Source organism: Pseudomonas gozinkensis, from assembly GCF_014863585.1.
GTDB classification, from domain to species: Bacteria; Pseudomonadota; Gammaproteobacteria; order Pseudomonadales; family Pseudomonadaceae; genus Aquipseudomonas; species Aquipseudomonas gozinkensis.
Genome location: NZ_CP062253.1, coordinates 4,572,359 through 4,596,610, shown reverse-complemented (window position 1 = coordinate 4,596,610; position 24,252 = coordinate 4,572,359). Strand labels below are relative to the sequence as shown.

Here is a 24,252-nt window from a genome sequence, read left to right as displayed (position 1 = left end):
GACAGGTCAGGCTCTTCAAGCGTAGAGGTAAAAAAACACCGGAGCATCGCGTAAAAGGCGATTTTGTGGGCTGATTTACATCAGGGTTTTACGAGGCGCGGTTTCGAACCGGGTGGGTGGGTCGACGGGCTTTGCGGGCAGGCCTAGAATGATCACTCGATTTTTGGGGTTGAGCGCACATGCTTCCTGAATGCCAGTTGTTCGGCACCCTGGGGTGCCATTTGTGTGAAGTCGCAGAGGCCGAACTGATGCCTTTTGTCGAGCATGGTCTGCTGGTGGAGCTGGTGGATATTGCTGACGATGAATCGTGGTTCGAGGCTTACAGCCTGAGGATCCCTGTCCTGCGCAGAGTCGATACCGGCGCCGAGTTGGGGTGGCCGTTCAGCGCCGATCAGGTGGTGGCATTCCTGCGTTGAGTTTTTTTCTTCTGCGCTGATGGCGCTCGTCACCTTCGCTCAATCACGGCTTGGCACTTTTCGGGTTATTCGGTTACTGTATGCGCATACAGTAATTGAGTTGGCCTGCCATGCCGTTTCCGGGCATTCATCAGGGCGGGCCGGATGTCAGAGGGAGCAACCGTGGTCAATGTCGAACAGTTGAAAAGCAGCGTGAACGGGATGTCGGTTGACGTGGTGAGCGAGGCCGTCCGCGAATTGCGCCTGGACGGTCTGGTCACGGAAGGCAAGACCCCCTTCAACAAGCTGCATTTCAATACGTGTTTTGCCGAGATCGAGGCCTTGTTCCAGCGTGCCGGCTACCACAAGCAACTGGACGTGGTTGGATATCAGGGGCTTTTGTACGCCTTGTACGATCCGGGCCGCTGGGACGCCGTCGATGTACTGCGCTGGCTCAAGGAGTTCACCGAGGCGGCGGCGCTCAAATCGATTCCCGCCTGATTCTGCGCTAGGTCTGCTGCGCCCGGTGTTGGATAATGCCGCTCTGCTTTGAAGGTTCGAGTTTTCCGTATGTCCAGCACATCCACATTTTCCGCCGCACAGAATCAGGCCAGCACGCTTTATCTGCCCCCCGGCAATTGGCGGACTGTGCTCGATTGTCTGTGTGAGCATTTCAGTGCCATCGGGCGTGATCAATGGCTGGATCGAATCGCCCGGGGCCGGGTGCTGGATGGTCAGGGGCAGCCGATTGCGCTGGACTTGCCCTACAGGGAAGGGCTGCGCATTCACTATTTTCGTGAAGTGCCGGATGAAAAACCGATCCCGGTAGTCGAGTCGATTTTGTATGCGGATGATCATCTGGTGGTGGCTGACAAGCCGCATTTCCTTCCGGTGACCCCGGCAGGCGAGTACGTCGAGCAGACGTTGCTTCGCCGATTGATCCGTCGCCTGGACAATCCCCACCTGGTGCCGCTGCACCGGATTGACCGGCACACGGCCGGGCTGGTGATTTTCTCGGCCAACCCACAGACGCGGTCGGCGTATCAGTCACTGTTCCCGACCCGGCAGATCGAAAAACGCTATGAAGCCATTGCTGCCGCGCTGCCCGGGCTGGACTTTCCGTTGGTGCACAAGAGTCGCATGGTCGACGGCGAACCGTTTTTCCGCATGCAGGAAGGACCGGGTGCAAGCAATACCGAAACGGCGGTGGAGGTTCGCGAAAAGAACGGCCAACTCTGGCGCTACGGCCTGTATCCGGTGACCGGCAAGAAGCATCAACTGCGGGTGCACATGACGGCGTTGGGGGCAAGCATCTGCAATGATCCGTTTTACCCTGAAGTGCTCAAGGACGTTGAGGATGACTACGCCAATCCGCTCAAACTCCTGGCACAGGGGTTACGGTTTATCGATCCGGTCACTGGTCAGGCACGGGAATTTGAAAGCCGGATTGCGCTGGAGTGGTGATCACAGGTAGACCCTTTTCTGTCAGACACGAAAAAGCCCGCATATTGCGGGCTTTTCTGTATCCGCTGTCGAACTGAAGACTTACAGCTCTTTGACAGTGCGGATCTGATCCTTGTTGATGCGGGTGTGCTTGCCGTCCAATTGTTCGAACTCGTAGAAGCCCGAATCTTCATCATACTTGGGGGCGTCGACAGCCTGGATTTCGCGACCGTCATTCAAGGTGATCACTGTTGGCGAAGCGCAACCGGCGAGGGTGGCGAGGCCCAGTGCGAGCATGAAAGTGGCGAGGGTCCGTTGAGTCATGAGTGTGTCTCCGAAGGGAAATTCTTTTGGTTACTGAGCTTGAGACGTATACAAGGCGTGCAAGTTCCTTGAATGCTGTCAGTCTGACACAGTGTTGTGCGAACTCAACAGTTCAGGGGTGTTGAGATTGGCCAGGCGTGGATCGTTGTCAGGGCAAACCAGGGCCTGGGCATCGAGATTGCGCATCAGCCGGCCGGGGCTGCGTTCTCCCTTGCTCCAGGCCTCCTCGAAGGCAGGCAGGAGCGCCACTGGAATCACGCAAAGCAGGGGTTCCCAGTGATCGTCATGTCGCAACATTAAAGGTTTTTCAGAATTCAGGCTGGCCGCCTCGCGCATGCTGTGCAGCAGCGCAAGGTCGATGCGCGGAACATCGCAGGGCAGCACCATCAAGTGGGAGTGGCGCGCGACTTTCAAGCCGGCACGAATGCCAGCCAGCGGGCCGGGAAAATCTTCTTCGTCATCCGTCACCAACACATCGGCGAACGGCGCATAACGTTCACGATTGCGGTTGCAGGAGATGATCAGGTCATCCGTCAACGGCCGAACCTTGCGCTGCAGATGTGCGATCAGCGGTTCACCGTGCCATTCCACGAGTCCCTTGTCCTGGCCGCCCATCCGCTGGCCGCGTCCACCCGCCAGCAACAGGACGGAGCAGGGGGGCAATGGCGTATCCGAGGTCATGGCTGCTCTCCGCAAGGACGGTGAAAAAAGGGGGCGCTGTGATATAACACCGGGCTGTTTCTCCTACAACTGGACGAGCCTATGAAAGCCAAGGCTGATGTACCTTTCGTGCCGCTCAATATCGCGGTACTGACGGTCAGCGATACCCGAACCCTGGAAACCGATACCTCCGGCCAGGTCTTCGTCGACCGTCTAATAGCTGCTGGCCATTATCTGGCGCAGCGAGTGCTGCTCAAAGATGACCTGTACAAAATTCGTGCGCAAGTCGCCCACTGGATTGCCGACGATGTTGTGCAAGTCGTGCTGATCACCGGGGGCACCGGTTTTACTGGTCGCGACAGCACTCCGGAAGCTGTGGCCTGCCTGCTGGACAAACAGGTCGATGGTTTTGGTGAGCTGTTCCGCCAGATATCGGTGGCCGATATCGGCACCTCTACCGTGCAATCCCGGGCTTTGGCGGGACTGGCCAATGGCACGCTGGTCTGCTGCCTGCCAGGTTCGACCAACGCGGTTCGCACCGGTTGGGATGGCATCCTGGCTGAGCAACTGGACTCACGCCACCGCCCGTGCAATTTCGTTACTCATTTGAAACAGGCGGCGCCTTGTGAATCCCGTGGGTAAGCCGGGCAAGACTGGCAGTCTGATGTCTGTCGAAGAGGCGTTGGCGCGGTTGCTGGAAATGGCCGAGCGCTCGCGGATTGTCGAGTTCGAGTCTTTGCCACTGGCGCAGGTTCAGGGGCGGGTGCTGGCGCAGGATCTGATTTCGACGCTGGATCTGCCGCCATGGCCGAACAGTGCCATGGACGGTTATGCCTTGAAGCTGTCCGACTGGACCGGCGAGCCGTCAGTGGTCAGTCAGAAGATTTTCGCCGGACAGGCGCCCGATCCTTTGAAGCCGGGAACCTGTGCGCGGATATTCACGGGCGCTCCGGTGCCTGCTGGTGCCGACTGTGTCGAGATGCAGGAAAACGTCGAGATTCATGCCGACGGGCGCGTGAGTTTTATCGAGACGATGGTGGCCGGGCAGAACATTCGCCCGCAAGGCCAGGAAACGACCGTCGGTGAGTTGGTCCTGGCCGCAGGCACCCGGCTCGGTCCGATCGAACAGGGGCTGGCCGCATCGCTGGGTTGCGCAGAGCTCGAGGTGGTTCGCCGGGTTCGTGTGGCGGTGCTGTCCACGGGGGACGAGTTGGTCGAACCTGGCACGGCATTGGGGCCGGGACAGATCTACAACAGCAACCGGGTGTTGTTGTGCAGCTGGTTGCAGCGTTTGGGATGTGAAGTGGTGGATGCCGGTATCCTGCCTGATGACCTGCCCACCACCCGTGCGAGACTTGGGGAGCTCAAGGATGTAGACCTGATTCTTTCGACCGGTGGCGTATCGGTCGGAGAGGCGGATTTCCTCGGAATAGCATTGAGGGAAGAGGGCGAGCTGACACTCTGGAAACTGGCAATAAAGCCTGGCAAACCGCTTACGTTCGGGCATTTTCGAAATGTTCCGGTGATTGGGTTGCCGGGAAATCCCGCCTCGACACTGGTGACCTTTGCCTTGTTGACCCGGCCTTATCTGTTGCGTCGCCAGGGCGTACAGGATGTCGAGCCGATGAAGTTTTCGGTGCCCGCAGGGTTTGTCTGGCCTCAGGCTGGCAATCGACGTGAGTATTTGCGGGGACGTCTGGAGCAGGGACACGCTACTATCTACCGTAACCAGAGTTCCGGCGTTTTGCGCAGCGCTGCCTGGGCCGAGGGGCTGGTGGAGGTACAGGAGGGACGAGTCCTGGCCGAGGAAGACATGGTGCCCTTCATTCCACTCAGCGAGCTTCTCGGTTGATCGCAGGCATTTGAAAGGCAGGCACAGTGGTTACACGATGCCTGCCTTTCTGTCGGTCAACGGCTGATCAGCGCGACAAGTTGATCGAACCGGCTATTGGCAATCCAGCCCACCAGTCCGAGCACCATCGCTGTCGCGCCTGCCGAGTAGGCAAGACGATGTTTGATGGCTTTGACGTCTCCTCGTACTTCGTCCATGTCGCGTCGAATGTACTTGAGGTGAGTTTCCAGCTCGGTGACACGCGGTTCCATATCGTTTTCTCCAGCATTTCTGGCGCAGCATTTGAATTCGTCTTTAAGACTGGCGCGACTTTCGGAGAGAGAGGCAACCGGACTCACGGATAGTCTTGCTTCATGGCTTTGCATGGAGACGCCCGCCTGCTGCCATGGGAGTCTCTTGGCACATGCCGGTATGCAAAGTATCGAAAGTCCTGAAACTGTATCCACTCATTAGATGCACATCCTTGTGTAATTGAATTGAAGATCGCTAACGCCGACACACGTTGTACCAATGACCGGACTTGGTCAATTGAGCCGATTCCTTACGTTCTGTACGAAAAAGTACCGGCGTGTAGGACGAGTAGGCGAGCAGCAGGAATTAATCAGTAGGCGAGCGACTTTTTTACTCCTCTTGAGGGTCAAGATGTCTCGTACTGATTTAATTCCGGGAGTAACCGCAATGAGTGAACGCAAGGCATTGTTGATTCTGCATGGCAAGCAGGCACTCAACGAGGCGGTTCGTGCCGCTGTCGAGAACAAACGAAAACAGGGCTGGGAGCTGGCTGTCCGCCTGACCTGGGAGGCGGGTGATGCCCAGCGGCTGGTGAAAGAGTCGCTGGACGCGGGATTTCGTCAGATCATCGCCGGTGGTGGGGATGGCACCCTGCGTGACATCGCGGAAGCGCTGGCGGCGCAGCCGGGCAAGGCCAGTCTGGTGCTTTTGCCGTTGGGAACCGCCAACGATTTTTCCCGCGCGGCGGCTATTCCGATGGAGCCGGCCGAGGCGCTTGAGTTGCTCGAGGCGCCCTCCCATGACATCGATCTGGGTGAGGTCGGTGGGCAGATCTTCCTGAACATGGCTACCGGCGGGTTTGGCAGCCAGGTGACAGCCAATACGTCGGAAGATCTGAAAAAGGTGCTGGGTGGCGCGGCCTACCTGTTCACTGGTTTATCGCGGTTCAGTGAGCTGCACGCCGCCTATGGTGAATTGCAGGGGCCGGACTTTCACTGGAGTGGCGAGCTGCTGGCACTGGGTATCGGCAATGGCCGTCAGGCCGGCGGTGGGCAAGTGTTGTGCCCGGAAGCGCTGGTGGACGACGGTCTTCTGGATATCAGTATCTTGCCAGCACCACAGGAGCTGGTCGGGACACTGAAGAATCTGCTCAGCGACGGTTTCGGCATCGACAACATGTTTGTGCGCACGCGTTTGCCGTGGATTGAAATCAAGGTTGCCGAAGGGCTTTGCATCAATCTCGACGGCGAGCCACTGGAGGGCGAGAGTCTGCGATTCGCGGCGCGTCCAGGGGCGTTGCGTGTGCATTTGCCCAAGGACTCGCCACTGTTGGGCGCAACGGATCGTCTCAGTCGTCCAGACTGATGATCTGTTCTCGCACGGCAAACAGGACCAGGCCCGCCACATCGTAGATCTGCAGACGCTTCATGATCTGCGAACGGTGGGTTTCGACCGTTTTGATGCTCAAGCCCAGGCCATTGGCGATTTCCCGGGTGGACTTGCCGCGCACGATCAGGCGCAGGATTTCCAGCTGGCGAGCTGTCAGGTTATGCGACTCGGCGACTTCCGGCTGCTGCTTCAGGTTGCGGGTCAGCGCCTGATTGATCACGGTGTGTGCGATGGCAGGGCTCAGGTAGCGCTCGTTGTTGCGCAGCGCTTCCAGTGCATGTTCGAGTTCGGTGGCCGTGGTGTCCTTGAGCAGGTAGCCGTGAGCACCGGACTCCAGCGCCTGCATGATCAACGCGGGGTCGGTGTGCATCGACAGAATCAGCACTTTGCTCTGCGGGCGTACACGTCTGAGCCGCTGCAAGGCTTCCAGACCGCTGGTTTCTTTCATGGAAATGTCCAGCAATACGATATCGGGAGACAGCTGCTCGACCATTTCGAGCAGCTGCGAGCCATCATTGGCCTCGCCGATGACTGCATAACCGGGAATATCCAGCACCAGGGCGCGCACGCCGGCCCTGATCAGCGAGTGGTCATCCACCAGAAGTAAGTTACAAGTCAACGCATAACCTTATTCGTACTGGCCCGCTCGAGTGCCCGGGGCGCCCAGGGGAATAGTGCTTCGATTTGAGTACCTTTGCCCGGCTCACTGGTCACGCTCAGGGTGCCGCCCAGTTGCTCGATGCGCTCGGCCATCCCGGCCATGCCCCGCTGTCCTTCGCGGCCGGGGTTCGCCGCCGGGGAAAAGCCCAGACCATCGTCGCTGATCAGCAGAGTCAAGCCTTGCGGCAGGCGTTGCACGCGGATCAGCAGGTTTTTGGCTTGTGCATGGCGAAGGATATTGGTCACCGCTTCCTGCGTGATGCGAAAGGCGGCGACGGCCATTTCTTCGGGGATGCCATTGAGACGCTGCTGACAGTCCAGGCTCCAGTGCACCGACGTATTGGTCAATGTCTTGAGCAGATGCGCGCGCAGACTCGCCTCCAGGCCCAGACTGGTCAGCTGGCGTGGGTTGAGAATGGCCGATACGTCGCGCACCTTGTTGAGGGTTTCATCCAGTGTTTCGCACAGTGCCGAACAGTGTTCCTGCATATCGGCGGGCAAACGGCGCTTGAGCCATTCGCTTTGCAACTTGGCGGCGGTCAGCAACTGGCCGATGTCGTCGTGCAGTTCGCGACTCAGGCGATGACGCTCGTTTTCCTGGACTTCCAGCAAACGGTCGGCCAGTTCCTGAGGCTGAAACTTGATGGATTTGCGCGACAGGCGATGTTGTGTCCAGACGCAGCCGGCGGCCGCCACGTTGATCAGCAGCAGGCCGAGCGACAACGGCGCGGAGACGCCATAACTCAACAGGCTGCCCAGGGCCGAAGCCGTACACAGCAGGAGTGTGAACCTGCGGGCATTTTCTCGGGAGGGAGGCCATGTGGTGATTGACTTGAGGCTGGCGTACATAGCGGATGGAGCCAATGGATGTTCGCTGCGGGCAGACCGTACAGAAGGGCTGGCGGTCTCTGTCTGGAAAACTGTCATTCAGGTTGTTGATTTCTAAACGGTTCAGTGATCGATAATTGAGCGCCAACTTCGGTGGAGACCGATCATTGAAATCACAATGCCATTAACTGAAACAACTAACGGGCGGCATAATACCACTTAACATACCGTTGGTCGCGTTTGCACTATATGTCCAAAGAGTCAGGAAACTGGTCGTCTTGGACGAGGGTTCCATAATGGAGAAGTTGAAGTACCTGACTCGATAATTATCGATGCTGCCGCAAGTTTTCTTTTACACAGGAAAACCCTGACATCAGCAGAGGATAGTCTGCATTCATCGCTCGTAATTATTTATTGGAAGGTGTCGCGGGCAGGCATGAACTATTCAATTGCGACATTCGACGGCGAAGACTGAGGGGCTAAACAGCCCACGGTGTGCACGGTTACGCTTGACGCTCCGACCAGTTTACGAGAGACATCGGCTTGCCATTGAGCGGCAATTGAAAGTGAGTCTCCCCGACCTGGCAGGCAAAGGCTTCGAGTAGCGACACCTGTTCGCTTTCATCCAGACCCAATTGACCGGTGCTTGGGTCAACCAGCTCCAGTTGCCAGGCCATCAGGGTGAAGCAGTCTTTCAGTGCTTGCAGGGCTTGTGCATGCAAATCCACGTGATCCTGTACCCGGGTGAGCAGGCCATGCAGGTGCAGGGAAAATCCGGATACCGCCTCCAGCGCCAATGCATCTGCCTTGTTCGCCAGTTTGAGGAGGGTGCTGAGCATGCAGTCGATGGCATCCTTGTCATTGCTGATCAGCTGCAGATGGCTGAGGCATTCTTCAGACTTGGCCAGGAGCGTTTCAGCCTCGACAAGGAATTCGGGGAACCGCTGCGCCCAGTCACTACGGTCGTACGGCATGCTTATCTCCACCACGTCATGTCTGATGAGGGAATGCCGTGTGTGTCGACGATCATGAACCGTCGCAAGACCGCGCCCCGGTGTGCATTGGCACAAAACTGGGGTTTCAAGAGGATGGGTTTCCACTGAACTGCGATCGCACACAATAGCCTGACTCCGTTCATGCAATGAGAATGGCGTCACATTAATGGCTATTGGATATCGCGAATATCAGGTTGGGCCTGATTGTTACTAGGGGATTCCCTTAGGCACGGGAACCTGTGGCGCAAATCGGGGTCGCGCCGATAGAGAATGTAGCAGATGATTTCACCGGGCCAGTAAAGCATGATGTTAATGTGACATCAATGCCCGCTCATGGCATTTTGTTGGTGATTTGTGACGGGATCAAGATCCGCCAGATTCAGCCGATAACCCCCAATAGTGAATTCATCAGAACAAGCCCAGGAGTCATTGATGGCCGGCATTCTCGACACGGTAGACCAACGCACGCAACTGGTGGGTGAGAATCGCCTGGAAATTCTCATGTTTCGACTGGCCGGGCGCCAATTGTTCGCGATCAACGTGTTCAAGGTGCAGGAAGTCCTGCAACTGCCGAAACTGACCCTGATGCCCCAGCGTCATCCGTTTGTCTGCGGTGTGGTCAACCTGCGTGGCCAGACCCTGCCGGTGATCGACCTGTCCCAGGCGATCGGCATGCGCCCACTGGTGCCGGGACCGAACAGCACGATCATCGTCACTGAATACAACCGTTCGGTGCAGGCCTTCCTCGTTGGCGGCGTGGACCGCATCGTCAACATGAACTGGGAAGCCATCCTGCCGCCGCCGACCAGCGCCGGTCGTCAGCATTACCTGACGGCCATCAGCAAGGTCGACGATCAACTGGTGGAAATCATCGACGTCGAGAAAGTCCTCGCCGAAATCGTTCCGTACAACGCCAAGGTCTCCCGCGACAAACTGGACGATCCGGTTCTGGAACGTGCTCGTGGTCGCGAAGTGTTGCTGGTCGACGATTCCAACGTGGCGCTCTCGCAATTGCGCGACACCCTCGGCCAGTTGGGCGTGAAGATGCACATCGCCAGCGATGGCCTGAAAGCCCTGAACATGCTCAAGGCCTGGGCGGACACCGGGGTGAACATGACCGACAAACTGCTGATGGTGTTCACCGATGCGGAAATGCCGGAAATGGACGGCTATCGCCTGACCACCGAAATCCGCAACGACCCGCGCCTGCGTGGCTTGTATGTGGTATTGCACACCTCGCTGTCCGGCAGTTTCAACGACTCGATGGTGAAGAAGGTCGGCTGCGACAACTTCCTCTCCAAGTTCCAGCCGGACAAACTGGTCGATGTGGTCCGTCAGCGTCTGATGCTCGACGAAGTGCCGGCCTGATCTGTGGGAGCGAGCTTGCTCGCGATGGCGGTGTCACATTCAATATTTTTATGGGCTGAAACGCCGCTTTCGCGAGCAAGCTCGCTCCCACAGTTTTTGGGCTTTGATTCGCTGACAAAGCTCGTATAGGGTGGCGTTTTTGACCCACCAGGGAGCTGGCCATGCTGCGTCTGAGCGCGCTTTATCGTTACCCGTTGAAATCCGCCAAGGGCGAGGTCCTGCAAGGGATCGGCCTGGACAAACTGGGGCTTGAGGGCGATCGACGCTGGATGCTGGTGGACGAGGCCAGCGGGCGGTTCCTGACCCAGCGTGCCGAAGCGAAAATGAGTCAGCTGTCGGCGCTGTGGAATGCCGCTGGTGGGCTGACGCTCAGCGCTTCGGGGCATTCGGCAATTGATATCGCCTTGCCCGGCAGCGACGACGACCTGCGTGGCGTGACCATCTGGCGCGATACCCTGCGCGTACCGGATGCCGGTGAAGAGGCGGCCCGCTGGGTCAGCGATTTCATCGGCAAGCCAACCCGATTGGTGCAAGTGCCGCTGGATCGCGCCCGGACGACCCAAGCCGGGTACGGCAACGATGACGACCAGGTGGCGTTTGCCGACGGCTTCCCGTTGCTGCTGATTGGCGAGGCATCACTGCAACACCTGTCGCAGGAAGTCGGGCGGCCTCTGGAAATGCTTCGGTTCCGGCCGAATCTGGTGATCGAAGGCAGTGATGCTTACGCCGAGGATGGCTGGAAGCGGATTCGTATTGGCGATGTCGAGTTCCGCGTGGTCAAGTCCTGCTCGCGTTGCATTCTTACCACGATTGATCCGCAGACCGGTGAGCGCAGCGCTGACCGCGAACCCCTGGCGACCTTGCAGAAGACCCGCGCCCAGGCTGACGGCGCGATGTTCGGCCAGAACCTGGTCAACGATGGCAACGGCCGGCTTGAAGTCGGCATGCCGGTGGAAATCCTCGAATAACCCGCCCTGAAACGAAAAATGCCCGTGTCCTTGGACACGGGCATTTTTCATGACCGCCGAAAACCGTGGGTTCAGCCGCGGTATTCGCACAGGTAAGCGGTGTCGACGGCCACTTTCAGCTGAAACTTGCTGTTGGCTGGCACGTTGAACTGGCTGCCGGCGGCGAAGGTTTCCCAGTCGCTGCTGTCCGGCAGTTTGACGGTCAGGGCGCCCGAGACCACGTGCATGATTTCACGCTGGCTGGTGCCGAATTCGTATTCGCCCGGGGCCATGACGCCGATGGTCGCAGGGCCTTCAGCGGTGCCAAAAGCGATCGACTTGACGGTGCCGTCGAAGTACTCGTTGACTTTAAACATGGGCGATTCCTCTCGAAAAGGGCTTAAAAGGGTCAAAAAGGGTCGGCCAGTATGCACAAGGCACCGGGCGCCGTCACCTGCGCTAGAGCGGCAGTACCAACGGCAATAATCGGGCGGTATTGCGCGCATCTTCCAGCGCCCGGTGTTGTTGACCGGTGAACTGCATGCCCGCCAGTTGCAACGCGCCATTGAGACCCAGAGGCCGTTCAAGGCGTCGGGCCTTGGCAAAGCGTTGTTTGAGGTTCATGTGCGGTACCCGGCTCAGGGCGCTGTCGAGTTGCAGGCGCTGCCATTCCTGAAGCAACTGCTTGCGGTCGTAATCGCCCCAGCTGGCCCAGCCTTCAAGGCGCGTCTGGTGCTGACCGAGCCAGCGCTCGAAGGCCGGCCACACTTCGCTCAACGGCAGCGCCGCGTCGATGTTGGCCTGGGTGATGTGCGTGAGTTCGCGGCAAAACGGCGTCAACAAGGGGCGCCGCGTCGGTTTGACGAAGCGCTGAAAGTGATCCTGCTCGCGACCGGCGCGATCCACCAGGGTCGCGCCGATCTCGATGATCTCCATTTCCGTAACCGGCCAGCCACCCTCATCGGTGGTGGCTTCCAGATCTATGACCAGCCAATGGGGCATCGCAGGGTTCCTGATTTCCGCGTCCTGATTATTCAGAGCGTAGTCAAACCTTGCGGATGCGCGCGGCGACTACTCGACCTGCAACAGAACCTGACGATTTTTCACCTGATCGCCGACCTTGACCTGCACCCGCTTGAGCACGCCGTCAATGCCGGCCTTGAGCGGGTGCTCCATTTTCATCGCTTCCAGCACCACCAGCAGTTGGCCCTTGCTGACCGGGCTGCCTTCGCTGACGAGCACGTCGATGATGGCGCCATCCATCGGGGCTTTCAACGTGCCGGAACTGACGCTGGTCTGACTGTCGATCACCGCGTGAGTTCGATCCACCAGATGCAGGCTGCCGGGGTGGGTGAACAGCCAGAGCTGATCGTCGCGCAGACGGAAGGCGTGGCGCTGGCGCAGGCCATCGATCTCCAGCGTCACCGCCCCGGCGTTGTGCTCCACCCGTCTGAGTTCGATGACACGTTCCGCGACCTGCACTTCAAACGTGTTGTCCGGGCTGGTGCGCAGTTGCACGTCCCAGTCGCGGCCGTGGAGGCCGATGCGGTAGAGCAACGGCGCACCGGCGTTGTTGCGCCATCCGGACAAAGAGGCGCGGTGGTGCTGCGCGGCGGATTGGTAAAACAGCACCGCCGCGACCGCCAGCTCTTCCGCACTGAGCGAATAGCCGCGCAGGCAGTCGTGATCGGCAAAGTGCTGCGGAATGAAACCGGTGCCGAATTCTCCGCTGATGAACTGCGGATGCTGCAACAGGCTGGCGAGCAGCCGCTGATTGCTTTGCACGCCCAGCAACACGCTGTCCTGCACCGCGCACAGCAGTTTGCGCCGGGCCTCCTCGCGGGTTGCGCCGTGGGCGATCAGTTTGCCGAGCATCGGGTCGTAGAACGGTGAGACCGATTGCCCTTCGATCAGACCGTGATCGACCCGCGCTCCGCGATCCAGTGCCGGCGCCCAGGCTTCGACACGCCCGGTCTGTGGAAGAAAACCCTGGGCCGGATCTTCGGCGTAGAGGCGCACTTCCATGGCGTGGCCATCGAGTTTGACTTGCGCTTGCGACAGCGGCAGAGGCTGGCCCTCGGCAACCAGAAGCTGCCACGCCACCAGATCCAGCCCGGTAATCAATTCAGTCACCGGATGCTCGACCTGCAACCGGGTGTTCATCTCCAGAAAGTAAAACCGGCCATCGGCATCAAGCAAAAACTCCACAGTGCCGGCGCCCACATAGTTCACCGCACGCCCGGCCTTGAGCGCCGCTTCGCCCATCGCTTGGCGCAGTTCCTCGGTCATCACCGGGCACGGCGCTTCTTCGATGACTTTCTGATGGCGACGCTGGATCGAACAGTCGCGCTCGCCGAGGTAGATCAGGTTGCCGTGGCGATCGCCGAACAGCTGCACCTCGACATGGCGCGGTTCGACCAGCGCCTGTTCGAGGATCAGTTCATCGCTGCCGAAACCGTTCAAGGCTTCCGAGCGCGCCGTGCGCAACTGCGCCGGCAGTTCCTCGGCGTGGTGCACCAGCCGCATGCCGCGCCCGCCACCGCCGGCGCTGGCCTTGATCATCAGCGGGTAACCGATGCGTTCGGCCTCACGGGCGAGGGTCGAGTCGTCCTGCTCCGCGCCCTGATAGCCGGCGATGCACGGCACACCCGCGGCGAGCATGGCGATTTTCGACTGGCGTTTACTGCCCATCAGCTCGATGGCTTCGACGCTGGGGCCGATGAAGGTCAGGCCGGCCTGTTCGCAGGCGCGAGCGAACTCGGCATTTTCCGAAAGGAAACCGTAGCCGGGATGGATGGCGTCGGCACCGCTGCGTCGGGCGGCGTCGAGGATCGCCGGGATATTCAAGTAGGACTGCTGCACCGGCGCCGGGCCGATGTTCACCGCTTGATCGGCCATCTGCACGTGCAGTGCATCGGCGTCGGCGTCGCTGAAAACGGCGACCGTGCGATAACCGAGGGCCTGGGCGGTGCGCTGGATGCGGCAGGCGATTTCACCGCGGTTGGCGATCAGGATTTTGTGGAGGGCGGGCATGGTGGGTTTTCCTGAATGTTGGCGGTGGATTGAAGGGCCTCATCGCGGGCAAGCCCGCTCCCACAGGATTCAGTGGTGCTCACAAAAACTGTGGGAGCGGGCTTGCCCGCGATGCTTTTAAGGGGCCCACCTCGGTTTGCGCTTTTGCACAAACGCCATCGTGCCTTCGATCCCTTCGGCACCGGTCACCGCTGCGCTGAACCACTGTGCCGCTTCGTCCAGCAATTCACTCGACGGCTGGCCAGCGCTGGCCAGCAGCAGTTTTTTCGTCACCGCATTCGCCTCGGGGGCACAACACAAGACGTGATCGAGCACTTCATCCAGTCGCTCGGCGAGCGCCTGTGGATCCTGCTCGACAAAATGCACCAGCCCCAGGCGCCGGGCATGATGGCCATCGAAGCGGGCGGCGGTCAGGGCCAGGTGGCGGGCCTCGGTCAGGCCGATGCGCTGCACCACAAACGGCGTGATCTGCGCCGGCAACAGGCCGAGACTGGTTTCCGGCAAGCCGAACTGCGCCTGATGATCGGCGATGGCGATATCGCTCACACAAGCCAGGCCGAAGCCACCTCCGAGCACCGCGCCTTGCAACACCGTGATCAGCACTTGCGGTGTGTGCTGCGCTTCTTCCAGCAACGATCCGAAAGCACGATTCAACTCACGATAGGCATCGCTGCCCTGGGCGCGGGCGTTGGCCATGTCCTTGATGTCGCCGCCGGCGCAGAAATGCCCGCCGGCACCGCTGAGCACCAGCGCGCGAACGCTGCGGTCATCGCGCACCTCTGCCAGCACGGCGCGCAACTCGGCGACCATTTGCAGGCTCATGGCGTTGCGGCTTTCCGGCCGATTGAGGGTGATGTGCAGCACGCCGTTGTGCCGTTCCAGCAACAGCGTCTGGCAATCGGGCAGGGCGCTCATTTCTTTTTCCCCGGCAGGATGCCCATCAGTTTGCAGATGATCCCCAGCATGATTTCGTCGGCGCCGCCGCCAATCGACACCAACCGCACGTCGCGATAGGCGCGGGCTACCGGGTTGTCCCACATGAAGCCCATGCCGCCCCAGTATTGCAGGCAACTGTCGCTGACTTCGCGACCGAGACGCCCGGCCTTGAGCTTGGCCATCGAGGCCAATCGGGTGACGTCCTGGCCTTTCACGTATTGCTCGGTGGCCTGATAGACCAACGCCCGCAGGCATTCGATTTCGGTCTGCAGTTCGGCGAGGCGGAAGTGGATCACCTGATTGTCGATCAGCGCGTTGCCGAAGGTCTTGCGTTCCTTGCAGTACTCGATGGTGCTGTCGACGCAGTATTCCAGGCCCTTGATCATGTTGGCCGCGCCGAACAGGCGTTCCTCCTGGAATTGCAGCATCTGCATCATGAACCCGGCGCCTTCGTGGCCGATGCGATTGCGCTGGGGCACGCGCACGTTGTCGAAAAACACCTGGGCGGTTTCCGAACTGCGCATGCCGAGCTTGTCGAGGTGCGAACTGAGGCTGATGCCCGGTGTGTTCATCGGCACCATGATCAGCGACTTGTTGACGTGCGGCTTGTCGTCCGAGGTGTTGGCCAGCAGGCAGATGAAGTCGGCGCTCGGCGAGTTGGTGATCCACATCTTGCTGCCGTTGATCACATAGTCGTCGCCGTCCTTGCGCGCGGTGGTCTTGAGCCCGGCGACGTCCGAGCCAGCACCGACTTCGGAAACCCCGATGCAACCGACCTGCTCGCCGGTGATGGCCGGGCGCAGGAATTCTTCGCGCAATTCATCGGAACCGAAGCGGGCGAGGGCCGGGGTGCACATGTCGGTCTGCACGCCGATCGACATCGGAATACCGCCGCAGTGGATGGTGCCGAACTCTTCGGCGGCGACGATCGAATAGCTGTAATCCAGGCCCATGCCGCCGAATTTTTCCGGCTTGGAAATCCCCAGCAAACCAAGGTCGCCGGCCTTGCGGAAAATCTCGTGGATCGGAAAACGCCCGGCCTTTTCCCACTCATCGACGTGCGGGTTGATCTCGTGCTCGACGAACTGGCGGACGGTGCGGCGCAGTGCTTCGTGTTCCGGGGTGAAGATCATTTTTATTGTTCTCCTTTAATCCGTGGCGATCAGAACCGGCTGACGCCGAAGCTGTTGGGTTGCAACGTGCGCACGTCGGCTTCGTGGCAGATGTCCAGCAGGTAACCGAGCAGGGTGCGGGTGTCGCGCGGATCGATCAGCCCGTCGTCCCACAGGTTGGCGCTGCCGTAGAGAGCGGTGGACTGGCTGTCGAGTTTCTGCGCGGTGACCTGCTCCAGCATGTCGAGCATTTTCGGGTCGGGCACCAGGCCGTCCTTGAGCTGTTTGGCTTCGGTGACGATGCGCAGCACCTTGCCGGCCTGGGCGCCGCCCATCACGGCGGTGCGGCTGTTGGGCCAGGCGAAGATGAAACGTGGATCGAGCCCGCGCCCGCACATCGCGTAGTTGCCCGCGCCATAGGAGCCGCCGACCACGATCGTCAATTTCGGCACCCGCGCATTGGCCACGGCCTGGATCAGTTTCGAGCCGTGCTTGATCACGCCGTGCTGTTCCGATTCGGTGCCGACCATGAACCCGGTGGTGTTGTGGAAAAACAGCAGCGGCGTCTGGCTCTGGTCGCACAGTTGAATGAACTGCGCCGCCTTGCTCGCGCCGTTGGGCGTGATCGGGCCGTTGTTGCCGATGAAACCACAGGCGCGGCCCTGAATTTTCAGGTGGCCACAAACGGTCTGCTGATCGAACTCGCCCTTGAACTCCAGGAAGCGCGATTCGTCGGCGATCCGCGCAATGATTTCGCGCACGTCGTAGGGTTTTTTCGGGTCGTCCGGGATCAGACCGAGCAGTTCGTCGATGGGGTACAACGGCTCCTTGAATTGCGGCTCAGGCAACCACGGTATTTGCTCGTTCCAGTTCAGCAGGCTGACGATTTCCCGCACCTGACGCACGCCGTCGGCATCGTTTTCGGCCAGGTATTCGGCGGTGCCGGCGACTTGCGCGTGCATCTCGGCGCCGCCCAGATCTTCGTCGGTGGCGACTTCACCGGTCGCCGCCTTGAGCAAAGGGGGACCTGCGAGAAACAGCTTGGCCTTGCCGCGCACCACCACCACGTAATCCGACAGCCCCGGCTGATAGGCGCCGCCGGCGGTGGCCGAGCCGTGCACCACGGTGATCTGCGGCAAACCCATGGCCGACATCCGCGCCTGATTGGCAAAACTGCGCGCGCCCTCGACGAAAATCTCCGCCGCATAGTTGAGGTTGGCACCGCCGCTTTCGGCGAGGGTGATCACCGGCAGTTTGTTTTCCTGGGCGATCTGTTGCAGGCGCAGGGATTTTTTCAGACCCGACGGGGAAATCGTCCCGCCCTTGATCGCGCTGTTATTCGCCACGATCAAGGCGCGCACGCCGGACACGTAACCAATGCCGGCGATCAAGCCGCCACCGGCCGAGCTGCCGTCCTTGTCGTCGTGGAGTTTGTAGCCGGCCAGGCTCGCCAGTTCGAGGAATGGCGCGCCGGGGTCGAGCAGAAGATTCAGGCGCTCACGGGGCAGCAATTGTCCGCGCTTGTCGAATTTCGGTTTGGCTTCGGCGGCCTTGTTCAGCAGGTTTTGTTCGAGATGCTGGACTTGCTCGATGGCGGCGAGCATCGCTGCGCGGTTGCGGGCGAAGGCTTCGCTGTGCGGGTCGAGCTGGGACTGGATCTGCGGCATGGCTTACTCCTTGTCCTTCAATACGTCCGGCATGTAGGCCCGGTGAAAACCGTTGAAGGATTCGCTGTGGGTCGCCTTGTGCAATGGCCATGCGCGACTGCCCAGGCTGGCCGCGCCGTCGATGCGCAAGGTGCTGCCGCTGATGAACGCGGCAGCCGGGCTGAGCAGAAACACGATCGCTGCGCTGACCTCCGATTCGGTGCCGATGCGCTTGAGCGGCACGTGTTCGCGCAAGGTCGGGATCACGGCCTTGAACGCGCCTTCGTAAGTGTCCATGCCGCTGGACGCGATCCAGCCCGGCGCTACCGCATTCACCCGAACGCCGGCATAACCCCATTCGAATGCCGCGGTCTTGGTGAAGTTGTCCATGCCCGAACGTGCGGCGCCGGAGTGGCCCATGCCGGGCATGCCGCCCCACATATCGGCGAGCATGTTGACGATGCTGCCGCCGTGTTTGCTCATCGACTGGTTGAACACTTCTCGCGCCATCAAAAAACCGCCGACCAGATTGGTGCGCAGCACGGTTTCGAAACCTTTCTGGTTGATCGAGGCAAGGGGCGACGGGTATTGGCCGCCTGCATTGTTGACCAGCCCGTGGATCGGCCCGTGTTCACGGATCAATTCGCTGACCAACGCCTTCACCGCTTCTTCGTCACGGATATCGCAAGCCTTCCAGTGTGCCCGACCGCCGTCTTCGGCAATTTCGGCAGCGACGGTTTGAAGCTTTTCCGGTTTGCGTCCGACCAGTACAACGTTGGCCCCGAGCGCTGCCAGTTCATGGGCGGTGCAACGCCCGATGCCACTGCCGCCGCCGGTGACGATGACGGTCTGGCCGCTGAACAGATCAGCCCTGAAAATCGATTCGAACGCCATGGTGCCAATCCTCTAGTCGAATTGTTCGGCGATGCTCTGCGGCACCGGGATCTGGATTTCCAACAGTTGTTGGGCGAAGGCTTTGCCTTGCGGATCGATGCGCAGGCTTGCCACGCCACCGCCGCCAAGTGCGTTTTCCAGCAGGAAGTTGAGGCTGTGGGTGCCCGGCAGATACCAGCGCTCGACACGGCCGTGAATCGGGTCGAGGACATGGCTCATCCAGTCCACGACCACCGCCGGGGTCAGCGCTTCGGCGATCCACGGCAAGTATTCCGGACGGCGCGGCATGACGCCGATGTTGCTGTGGTTGCCCTTGTCGCCCGAGCGCGCCACCGCCAGCTTCATCAACGGCACACTCGCGTCGGCGCGGCCCTGGGGTTTGGGCGTTTCGTGGGGCAGGGGCAGATCCTGGCTGTCGAGGGTGGCGGGGGCGGGCAGGGCGAAAGGGTGAGATTCGCCGGCGATGTCGATCTGCAATGTGCAGGCACTTTTGTCGATCAGGAACGAGAACAGCCGGATCAGCGGATACACCGTCGGCCGCCCGCCGACGATACCGGTCAGCCCCGGCGCCATGCCGGTCGCGGCCTGGGCGATTTCCCGGGAGAACAGGACCAGCGCCTGTTTGTTCGGGTGGCGCACGGCGAGTTTGATCACCACTTCGCGGCTGTCCCGGCGCTGGCCGTGAGGGCCGTAGGTGGCTTCGCTGCCGAGCAGTTCGATGTGGGTTTCGGTGTAGGGCCCCCAGCCTCGTTGTTCGAGCATTCCCGAGGTCTTGTCGATGATTGCCTGACTGACGCGTCGGGCTTTTTCCACCGCATCGATACCGGCGATCAGACAACTGGCGGTGCAGCGGAAACCGTCCGGATAAGTCGCGCTGACCTTGTATTGGTCGCTGGGCGGCAGGCCTTTGGCGCCATGGACCCGGACGGCGTTTTTGCCTTGTTGCTGGAGTTTGACCTGGCTGAAATCGCAGACCACATCGGGCAACAGATAGGCCTGAGGGTCACCGATTTCGTAGAGCATCTGCTCGCCGACGGTCAGCGGCGTAACCAGCCCGCCGGAGCCTTCGGGTTTGCTGACGATGAACTGGCCGTCTGCGCTGACTTCGACGATGGGAAAACCGATGTGCTCGTAATCCGGCACATCGCGCCAGTCGGTGAAATTGCCGCCGGTGCACTGCGCGCCACATTCGATGATGTGCCCGGCCAATGCAGCCTGCGCAAGTTTGTCGTAGTCGTGCCATGACCAGCTGAATTCGTGCACCAGCGCAGCGCTGACCACTGCGCTGTCGACCACCCGGCCGGTGATCACGATATCCGCGCCCAGACGCAGCGCTTCGACAATGCCCGGTGCACCGAGGTAGGCGTTGGTCGACACGCACATCGGCGGCAGCGGGGCGCCGCTGAACATTTCCGTAATGCCTTGGGAGGCGAGTTGTTTGAAGTGGGGTTGCAGGTCATCGCCCGACAGCACGGCGATTTTCAGCGCCACGCCGGCCTTGTCGCAGGCCGCTTGCAGCGCGGCGGCGCAGGCCTTTGGATTGACCCCGCCGGCATTGCTGATGACGCGAACTTTCTGCTCGGCCAGTTGTGGCAACAGCGGCGAGAGGACTTCGATGAAATCGCCGGCGAACCCGGCCTGCGGATCCTTCATGCGCGCGCCGGCCATGATCGACATGGTGATTTCGGCCAGATAGTCGAAGACCAGATAATCCAGGCGTCCTGCGGCCACGAGCTGCGCGGCAGCGGTTGAAGTATCTCCCCAGAATGCGCTGGCGCATCCGATGCGAACCGTGGTGGGCATTTTGATCTCCGACTCAGGAACCTGTGACAGAAGTGCATCGAGGCTACCAAGCAAGCGCTTGGTTTGTAAACACCTGTAATTATCTTCTGCCCAAGCGCTTGCTTGGTCACCGCCGGCGGCTTAAATTGCCCGCGCAACCCCGCCGTTTCTGCGGCGTACGGCGCATTTGACTGATCGACTGTAGGAGAGAACGGGTGGACGAGCAAAAAGCCCTGAGGGTCATGCGTGAACTGGTCGATGCCGGCCAACTGACCGATCCGGACAGCGCTCGCGGCAAACTGCTGCAAGTGGCGGCCCACCTGTTCCGCAACAAAGGCTACGAGCGCACCACGGTGCGCGATCTGGCCGGTGCCGTGGGGATTCAGTCGGGCAGCATCTTTCATCACTTCAAGAGCAAGGATGAAATCCTGCGGGCGGTGATGGAGGAAACCATCCGCTACAACACCGCCCTGATGCGTGCGGCCCTGGCTGATGCGGCCGATGTGCGTGAGCGGGTGCTGGCGCTGATCCGCTGCGAATTGCAGTCGATCATGGGCGGTAGCGGCGAGGCGATGGCGGTGCTGGTGTATGAGTGGCGCTCGCTGTCCGAAGACGGCCAGGCCAAAGTGCTGGCGCTGCGGGATATCTACGAAGACCTCTGGCTGCAAGTGCTGGGGGAGGCCAAGGAGGCGGGGTTCATCCGTGGCGACGTGTTCATTACCCGGCGTTTTCTGACGGGCGCGCTGTCCTGGACCACCACCTGGTTCCGTGCCGGCGGCAGCCTGAGCCTGGATCAACTGGCCGAAGAAGCGCTGATTCTGGTACTCGAAGAGCGCTAGGCGCTTTCTATCGGGCCGGGAAACTGGCTAACTGGGCGAAACCGCCTAGCTTGAATGCAATGATCGGTACTTTTTCGGGGAGTGGGGTGTTTTGAAGTCTTCGCCAATTCGGACGGCCGCCGGGCTCATGCTCGCAGCGCTGGCTGCATTATGGGTATTACCTGTTCCGGCGGCGCAGGTGGTTCGGGTAGGCGCGGCGCATTTTCCGCCGTACACCATTCGCCCGGAGAACGGCGCTGACACCGGCCTGCTGCCGGAGCTGGTCGCTGCCTTGAACAGCGCTCAGAGCGACTATCGTTTCGAACTGGTGCCCACCTCGATTCCTCGCCGGTTCGGCGATTTCAAGGATGGTCGCACCGACATGGCGATCTTCGAAAACCCGGAGTGGGGCTGGAAAGATATTCCCCACACCACCGTCGACATGGGACTTGAGGACGCGGAGATTTTTGTCGCGCAGAACAAGCCCGGTCGCCAGCAGAATTACTTCGCCGACCTCAAGGGCAAACGCCTGGCGCTGTACAGCGGCTATCACTACGAATTCGCCAATTTCAACGCCGATCCCAAATACCTCGCTGAAACCTACAGCGCTACGCTGACTTATTCCCACGACAGCAACCTGTTGATGGTCTTGCGCGGGCGCGCGGACATCGCGTTGGTGACCCGCTCGTATCTGTTCGATTACCTGCTGCGCAATGAAAAGGTGCGTGACGAGTTGCTGGTGTCCCAGCGCATCGACCAGATCTACCACCATTACGCGATTCTCAGTCCGAAGGCGCCGATCACCGGTGAGGCGTTCGGCAAACTGCTGCAAGGTCTGCGCGACAACGGGCAGATGCTGAAGATCTTCGATCCTTACAAGATTGCCGTGGTGCCGGTACTGCATCAATGACCTGCAGTTTTTGGCGAACGGCCTAAATTTCCCGCCCCGGCTCACGTCCCATCGTTGAACTGTCGACGATTATCGTGAGCCCGACCCATGTCCAATCTGAATGACCTGACTGCCCTGGCCCTGCCTTCGGGCAGCCAGCTGGTAGCCGATGCCACCGAAAGCCGTCTGAGCCTGAGCCTGGACGGGCAACCGCTGATTCGCCTGCGTCTTGATCGCGAAGGCCAGGGGCCGATCCAGATCGATGAACGTTATGCGCTGCCACCCGGCCAGGCGCTGTGGGCCGCGTGTTATTGGCTGTTTGCCCGGGATCCGGCGCGTCAGCAACTGATCTGGCAACTGGATCAGGCGCCAACCGAAGCCTTGCTCAGCGGTTTGCTGGTGGGCACTGAAGTGGCGGGCGAGTATCGCTGTGAGCGCACGCTGTTCTGGCAACTGCCGCAACCGTGGCTGGGCAACTCGCTGACGGGCAGTTATCCGCAGCAAATGGTCATCAGCAACGGCAAGCGTCATCCGCTGCGCCCGGTGAAGCCGCGCGGTGAGGTTTATCGGCGTTTCGATACACGTCTCGGTGCCTGGATTTCTCTGCGAACGGTGGAGATCGAGCAGGATCTTGCGCGTTTCAATCGCTGGCAGAACAGCCCGCGAGTCGCCAGTTTCTGGCAGGAAGAGGGCAGCCTCGAACAGCATCGCGAGTACCTGAGCAAGCTCGACGCGGATCCGCATACGCTGACCCTGATCGGTTGTTTCGATGATCAGCCGTTTGCCTATTTCGAAGCCTACTGGGCCAAGGAAGATCGCATCGCGCCGTTCTACGATGCCGACAATTACGATCGCGGCATTCACATGCTGGTCGGTGAAGAAGATCATCGCGGCCCGCATAAAGTGGCGAGCTGGCTATCAGCGCTGGTGCACTACCTGTTCCTGGATGATCCGCGCACGCAGCGGGTGGTCGCCGAACCGCGCGCCGACAACGCGAAGATGATCGGCCACATGCACAACCAGTGCTTCCACTGCGAGAAAGAATTCGACTTCCCGCACAAGCGCGCGGCGCTGATGATTCTCGGGCGCGAGCGGTTCTTCGACCGTTGCACGCTGGTGTGACATTGCGCTGAAAACAAAAAAGATCGCAGCCCTTCAACGAAGGCTGCGATCTTTTTTTGGGCTCTGCTTTGGTTCAGCGACGGTTCGCGGTCACTGCATCAGCGCGGCTGCCCGATACCTTGCGGCAGTGCACCAGCGCATCGCGAATCATGAAGTTGACCAGGGTCGGCGAAACGCCGAGTTCCTTGGCGATGTCCTTCTGCGGCACGCCGTGCAGACGGTACATCTCGAACGCATAGCGGGTGCGGACCGGCAGCTCGGTCAGCGCGTCGGCGATGTGTTCCAGGGTCGAGAAGTTGATGTGCGAGGTTTCCGGCGAAGCGCCCTGAATGACCACGTTCAACCCTTCCTCCTCGGGGCCGGCGTACTTCTGCTCCAGCGCCTGTTTGCGGTAGTGATCGATCGCCAGATTGCGCACGATCTGGAACAGATAACTCAGCTGGGCCTTGATCGACGACGTGATCGGCGGGGCCGATTGCAGTCGGAAGAACGCATCCTGCACCACATCTTCGGCGCGTGACCGGCAGCCGGTAATGCGGGCTGCAATCTTGACCAGAATCAGTCGATTGTCGACGAATGCCTGAAGTAGCGGTGAATCGCACCTGCTTGTGGATACTTGTTCCGTCATGGAAATCACCTTGCTGCCAATAGGTTAGTGGGACGCCTGGGGGACGGGGCCGTCCTACACATCGAGCGACAAATTATGTTGAATGATAATGATTGTCAATTGAGAAAGAGAACTAATGATCCATAACAGTGCGATCTGAGAACTGCGACACGCCGCCGCACTCGCCCAAGCGCCCAGCCCCGTTGGCGATCCAGCCTGCCGACTAATTATTTCAAGACGTCATCCGTTCTCATTGGTGAATGGATCCGGGTACGCAGCCCCGGACCTACCGCATTCCAATGCCTTGCACGGTCGGCGAAG

Annotated in this window: 26 protein-coding genes; 11 read left to right on the top strand and 15 right to left on the bottom strand. The window is 60.2% G+C overall.

The window, feature by feature from the left end:
- The first annotated feature begins 179 nt into the window (after positions 1–179).
- The 3 genes from IHQ43_RS20350 to IHQ43_RS20340 all read left to right on the top strand — a co-directional run bounded on the left by IHQ43_RS20350 (position 180) and on the right by IHQ43_RS20340 (position 1,859).
- On the top strand, positions 180–416 hold the full coding sequence (locus tag IHQ43_RS20350) for a glutaredoxin family protein (RefSeq protein WP_007955734.1): 237 nt from the start codon (positions 180–182) through the stop codon (positions 414–416).
- A gap of 162 nt (positions 417–578) precedes the next feature.
- Complete coding sequence (locus IHQ43_RS20345) at positions 579–896, top strand: transcriptional regulator (RefSeq protein ID WP_192565037.1); 318 nt, start codon at positions 579–581, stop codon at positions 894–896.
- Positions 897–965: 69 nt separating this feature from the next.
- The gene (locus IHQ43_RS20340; RefSeq protein ID WP_192561890.1) at positions 966–1,859 is read left to right on the top strand and encodes a pseudouridine synthase; all 894 of its coding nucleotides are present in this window, start codon (positions 966–968) and stop codon (positions 1,857–1,859) included.
- Between the two features lie 81 nt (positions 1,860–1,940).
- On the opposite strand, the gene IHQ43_RS20335 is transcribed toward IHQ43_RS20340, so the two are convergent.
- Both IHQ43_RS20335 and mobA read right to left on the bottom strand, forming a co-directional pair.
- Positions 1,941–2,162 carry a YgdI/YgdR family lipoprotein gene (locus IHQ43_RS20335; RefSeq protein WP_007955739.1) on the bottom strand — a complete coding sequence of 74 codons (222 nt, stop codon included), beginning with the start codon at positions 2,160–2,162 and terminating at the stop codon, positions 1,941–1,943.
- Between the two features lie 78 nt (positions 2,163–2,240).
- Positions 2,241–2,843 carry a molybdenum cofactor guanylyltransferase MobA gene (mobA, locus tag IHQ43_RS20330; RefSeq protein WP_192561889.1) on the bottom strand — a complete coding sequence of 201 codons (603 nt, stop codon included), beginning with the start codon at positions 2,841–2,843 and terminating at the stop codon, positions 2,241–2,243.
- A gap of 81 nt (positions 2,844–2,924) precedes the next feature.
- Here mobA and moaB point away from each other — a divergent pair, with 81 nt between their 5' ends.
- On the top strand, positions 2,925–3,464 hold the full coding sequence (moaB, locus tag IHQ43_RS20325; protein WP_192561888.1) for a molybdenum cofactor biosynthesis protein B: 540 nt from the start codon (positions 2,925–2,927) through the stop codon (positions 3,462–3,464).
- Positions 3,448–4,674, top strand: a complete 1,227-nt coding sequence (locus tag IHQ43_RS20320) for a molybdopterin molybdotransferase MoeA (RefSeq protein WP_192561887.1) — start codon at positions 3,448–3,450, stop codon at positions 4,672–4,674. Before moaB ends, IHQ43_RS20320 begins: the two co-directional genes overlap by 17 nt.
- A gap of 56 nt (positions 4,675–4,730) precedes the next feature.
- Here IHQ43_RS20320 and IHQ43_RS20315 read toward each other — a convergent pair whose 3' ends face one another.
- Entirely contained in the window at positions 4,731–5,039 is a 309-nt protein-coding gene (locus IHQ43_RS20315) for a hypothetical protein (protein WP_192561886.1), read from the bottom strand.
- Between the two features lie 313 nt (positions 5,040–5,352).
- Here IHQ43_RS20315 and yegS point away from each other — a divergent pair, with 313 nt between their 5' ends.
- Positions 5,353–6,270: a lipid kinase YegS gene (yegS, locus tag IHQ43_RS20310; protein ID WP_192561885.1), complete on the top strand. Its 918-nt coding sequence runs from the start codon at positions 5,353–5,355 to the stop codon at positions 6,268–6,270.
- On the opposite strand, the gene IHQ43_RS20305 is transcribed toward yegS, so the two are convergent.
- The 3 genes from IHQ43_RS20305 to IHQ43_RS20295 form a co-directional block, all read right to left on the bottom strand.
- Positions 6,254–6,913: a response regulator transcription factor gene (locus IHQ43_RS20305; protein ID WP_192561884.1), complete on the bottom strand. Its 660-nt coding sequence runs from the start codon at positions 6,911–6,913 to the stop codon at positions 6,254–6,256. The two genes, yegS and IHQ43_RS20305, sit on opposite strands and share 17 nt — an antisense overlap.
- Positions 6,910–7,803 carry a sensor histidine kinase gene (locus IHQ43_RS20300; protein ID WP_192565036.1) on the bottom strand — a complete coding sequence of 298 codons (894 nt, stop codon included), beginning with the start codon at positions 7,801–7,803 and terminating at the stop codon, positions 6,910–6,912. The genes IHQ43_RS20305 and IHQ43_RS20300 overlap by 4 nt, the downstream gene beginning before the upstream one ends.
- Before the next feature lie 482 nt (positions 7,804–8,285).
- Positions 8,286–8,756, bottom strand: coding sequence for a hypothetical protein (locus IHQ43_RS20295; protein WP_192561883.1), 471 nt, complete (start codon positions 8,754–8,756; stop codon positions 8,286–8,288).
- Positions 8,757–9,209: 453 nt separating this feature from the next.
- Here IHQ43_RS20295 and IHQ43_RS20290 point away from each other — a divergent pair, with 453 nt between their 5' ends.
- Together IHQ43_RS20290 and IHQ43_RS20285 are read left to right on the top strand one after the other, a co-directional pair.
- Positions 9,210–10,145, top strand: a complete 936-nt coding sequence (locus IHQ43_RS20290; RefSeq protein WP_003226705.1) for a chemotaxis protein CheV — start codon at positions 9,210–9,212, stop codon at positions 10,143–10,145.
- Between the two features lie 161 nt (positions 10,146–10,306).
- Positions 10,307–11,113 (top strand): MOSC domain-containing protein, encoded by an 807-nt coding sequence (locus tag IHQ43_RS20285; RefSeq protein ID WP_192561882.1) that lies wholly within the window; start codon positions 10,307–10,309, stop codon positions 11,111–11,113.
- A gap of 71 nt (positions 11,114–11,184) precedes the next feature.
- Here the strand turns inward: IHQ43_RS20285 and ppnP are convergent, their stop codons facing one another.
- The 8 genes from ppnP to IHQ43_RS20245 all read right to left on the bottom strand — a co-directional run bounded on the left by ppnP (position 11,185) and on the right by IHQ43_RS20245 (position 20,516).
- Positions 11,185–11,469 carry a pyrimidine/purine nucleoside phosphorylase gene (ppnP, locus tag IHQ43_RS20280; protein ID WP_007940055.1) on the bottom strand — a complete coding sequence of 95 codons (285 nt, stop codon included), beginning with the start codon at positions 11,467–11,469 and terminating at the stop codon, positions 11,185–11,187.
- 82 nt (positions 11,470–11,551) lie between these two features.
- Positions 11,552–12,094: a 3'-5' exonuclease gene (locus tag IHQ43_RS20275; RefSeq protein ID WP_192561881.1), complete on the bottom strand. Its 543-nt coding sequence runs from the start codon at positions 12,092–12,094 to the stop codon at positions 11,552–11,554.
- Between the two features lie 69 nt (positions 12,095–12,163).
- Positions 12,164–14,125, bottom strand: coding sequence for an acetyl/propionyl/methylcrotonyl-CoA carboxylase subunit alpha (locus IHQ43_RS20270; RefSeq protein ID WP_192561880.1), 1,962 nt, complete (start codon positions 14,123–14,125; stop codon positions 12,164–12,166).
- Between the two features lie 117 nt (positions 14,126–14,242).
- A complete protein-coding gene (locus IHQ43_RS20265) occupies positions 14,243–15,040 on the bottom strand; it encodes an enoyl-CoA hydratase/isomerase family protein (protein WP_192561879.1) in 798 nt (265 codons plus the stop codon).
- Positions 15,037–16,194, bottom strand: coding sequence for a citronellyl-CoA dehydrogenase (gene atuD, locus IHQ43_RS20260; protein WP_085700109.1), 1,158 nt, complete (start codon positions 16,192–16,194; stop codon positions 15,037–15,039). The genes IHQ43_RS20265 and atuD overlap by 4 nt, the downstream gene beginning before the upstream one ends.
- Before the next feature lie 29 nt (positions 16,195–16,223).
- The gene (gene atuC / locus IHQ43_RS20255) at positions 16,224–17,840 is read right to left on the bottom strand and encodes a geranyl-CoA carboxylase subunit beta (RefSeq protein ID WP_192561878.1); all 1,617 of its coding nucleotides are present in this window, start codon (positions 17,838–17,840) and stop codon (positions 16,224–16,226) included.
- Between the two features lie 3 nt (positions 17,841–17,843).
- Entirely contained in the window at positions 17,844–18,713 is an 870-nt protein-coding gene (locus IHQ43_RS20250) for an SDR family oxidoreductase (protein ID WP_192561877.1), read from the bottom strand.
- Between the two features lie 12 nt (positions 18,714–18,725).
- Complete coding sequence (locus IHQ43_RS20245; RefSeq protein WP_192561876.1) at positions 18,726–20,516, bottom strand: acyclic terpene utilization AtuA family protein; 1,791 nt, start codon at positions 20,514–20,516, stop codon at positions 18,726–18,728.
- A 194-nt stretch (positions 20,517–20,710) separates the two neighbouring features.
- Here IHQ43_RS20245 and IHQ43_RS20240 point away from each other — a divergent pair, with 194 nt between their 5' ends.
- From IHQ43_RS20240 to IHQ43_RS20230, 3 genes are all read left to right on the top strand, one after another.
- Positions 20,711–21,334 (top strand): TetR/AcrR family transcriptional regulator, encoded by a 624-nt coding sequence (locus tag IHQ43_RS20240; RefSeq protein ID WP_007955773.1) that lies wholly within the window; start codon positions 20,711–20,713, stop codon positions 21,332–21,334.
- A 91-nt stretch (positions 21,335–21,425) separates the two neighbouring features.
- Positions 21,426–22,223, top strand: a complete 798-nt coding sequence (locus tag IHQ43_RS20235; protein ID WP_192561875.1) for a substrate-binding periplasmic protein — start codon at positions 21,426–21,428, stop codon at positions 22,221–22,223.
- An 87-nt stretch (positions 22,224–22,310) separates the two neighbouring features.
- Positions 22,311–23,324 (top strand): GNAT family N-acetyltransferase, encoded by a 1,014-nt coding sequence (locus tag IHQ43_RS20230; protein ID WP_192561874.1) that lies wholly within the window; start codon positions 22,311–22,313, stop codon positions 23,322–23,324.
- Positions 23,325–23,397: 73 nt separating this feature from the next.
- Here IHQ43_RS20230 and IHQ43_RS20225 read toward each other — a convergent pair whose 3' ends face one another.
- A complete protein-coding gene (locus tag IHQ43_RS20225) occupies positions 23,398–23,952 on the bottom strand; it encodes an RNA polymerase factor sigma-70 (protein WP_096821112.1) in 555 nt (184 codons plus the stop codon).
- Positions 23,953–24,252: the final 300 nt, after the last annotated feature.

Excerpts from the sequence above, each read along its gene's own strand:
- IHQ43_RS20350 (WP_007955734.1), top strand. The coding sequence starts at position 180 with ATGCTTCCTGAATGCCAGTTGTTCGGCACCCTGGGGTGCCATTTGTGT.
- IHQ43_RS20340 (WP_192561890.1), top strand. The coding sequence starts at position 966 with ATGTCCAGCACATCCACATTTTCCGCCGCACAGAATCAGGCCAGCACG.
- IHQ43_RS20335 (WP_007955739.1), bottom strand. The coding sequence starts at position 2,162 with ATGACTCAACGGACCCTCGCCACTTTCATGCTCGCACTGGGCCTCGCC.
- mobA (WP_192561889.1), bottom strand. The coding sequence starts at position 2,843 with ATGACCTCGGATACGCCATTGCCCCCCTGCTCCGTCCTGTTGCTGGCG.
- moaB (WP_192561888.1), top strand. The coding sequence starts at position 2,925 with ATGAAAGCCAAGGCTGATGTACCTTTCGTGCCGCTCAATATCGCGGTA.
- IHQ43_RS20315 (WP_192561886.1), bottom strand. The coding sequence starts at position 5,039 with ATGCAAAGCCATGAAGCAAGACTATCCGTGAGTCCGGTTGCCTCTCTC.
- yegS (WP_192561885.1), top strand. The coding sequence starts at position 5,353 with ATGAGTGAACGCAAGGCATTGTTGATTCTGCATGGCAAGCAGGCACTC.
- IHQ43_RS20300 (WP_192565036.1), bottom strand. The coding sequence starts at position 7,803 with ATGTACGCCAGCCTCAAGTCAATCACCACATGGCCTCCCTCCCGAGAA.
- IHQ43_RS20295 (WP_192561883.1), bottom strand. The coding sequence starts at position 8,756 with ATGCCGTACGACCGTAGTGACTGGGCGCAGCGGTTCCCCGAATTCCTT.
- IHQ43_RS20290 (WP_003226705.1), top strand. The coding sequence starts at position 9,210 with ATGGCCGGCATTCTCGACACGGTAGACCAACGCACGCAACTGGTGGGT.
- IHQ43_RS20285 (WP_192561882.1), top strand. The coding sequence starts at position 10,307 with ATGCTGCGTCTGAGCGCGCTTTATCGTTACCCGTTGAAATCCGCCAAG.
- ppnP (WP_007940055.1), bottom strand. The coding sequence starts at position 11,469 with ATGTTTAAAGTCAACGAGTACTTCGACGGCACCGTCAAGTCGATCGCT.
- IHQ43_RS20275 (WP_192561881.1), bottom strand. The coding sequence starts at position 12,094 with ATGCCCCATTGGCTGGTCATAGATCTGGAAGCCACCACCGATGAGGGT.
- IHQ43_RS20270 (WP_192561880.1), bottom strand. The coding sequence starts at position 14,125 with ATGCCCGCCCTCCACAAAATCCTGATCGCCAACCGCGGTGAAATCGCC.
- IHQ43_RS20265 (WP_192561879.1), bottom strand. The coding sequence starts at position 15,040 with ATGAGCGCCCTGCCCGATTGCCAGACGCTGTTGCTGGAACGGCACAAC.
- atuD (WP_085700109.1), bottom strand. The coding sequence starts at position 16,194 with ATGATCTTCACCCCGGAACACGAAGCACTGCGCCGCACCGTCCGCCAG.
- atuC (WP_192561878.1), bottom strand. The coding sequence starts at position 17,840 with ATGCCGCAGATCCAGTCCCAGCTCGACCCGCACAGCGAAGCCTTCGCC.
- IHQ43_RS20250 (WP_192561877.1), bottom strand. The coding sequence starts at position 18,713 with ATGGCGTTCGAATCGATTTTCAGGGCTGATCTGTTCAGCGGCCAGACC.
- IHQ43_RS20245 (WP_192561876.1), bottom strand. The coding sequence starts at position 20,516 with ATGCCCACCACGGTTCGCATCGGATGCGCCAGCGCATTCTGGGGAGAT.
- IHQ43_RS20230 (WP_192561874.1), top strand. The coding sequence starts at position 22,311 with ATGTCCAATCTGAATGACCTGACTGCCCTGGCCCTGCCTTCGGGCAGC.
- IHQ43_RS20225 (WP_096821112.1), bottom strand. The coding sequence starts at position 23,952 with ATGACGGAACAAGTATCCACAAGCAGGTGCGATTCACCGCTACTTCAG.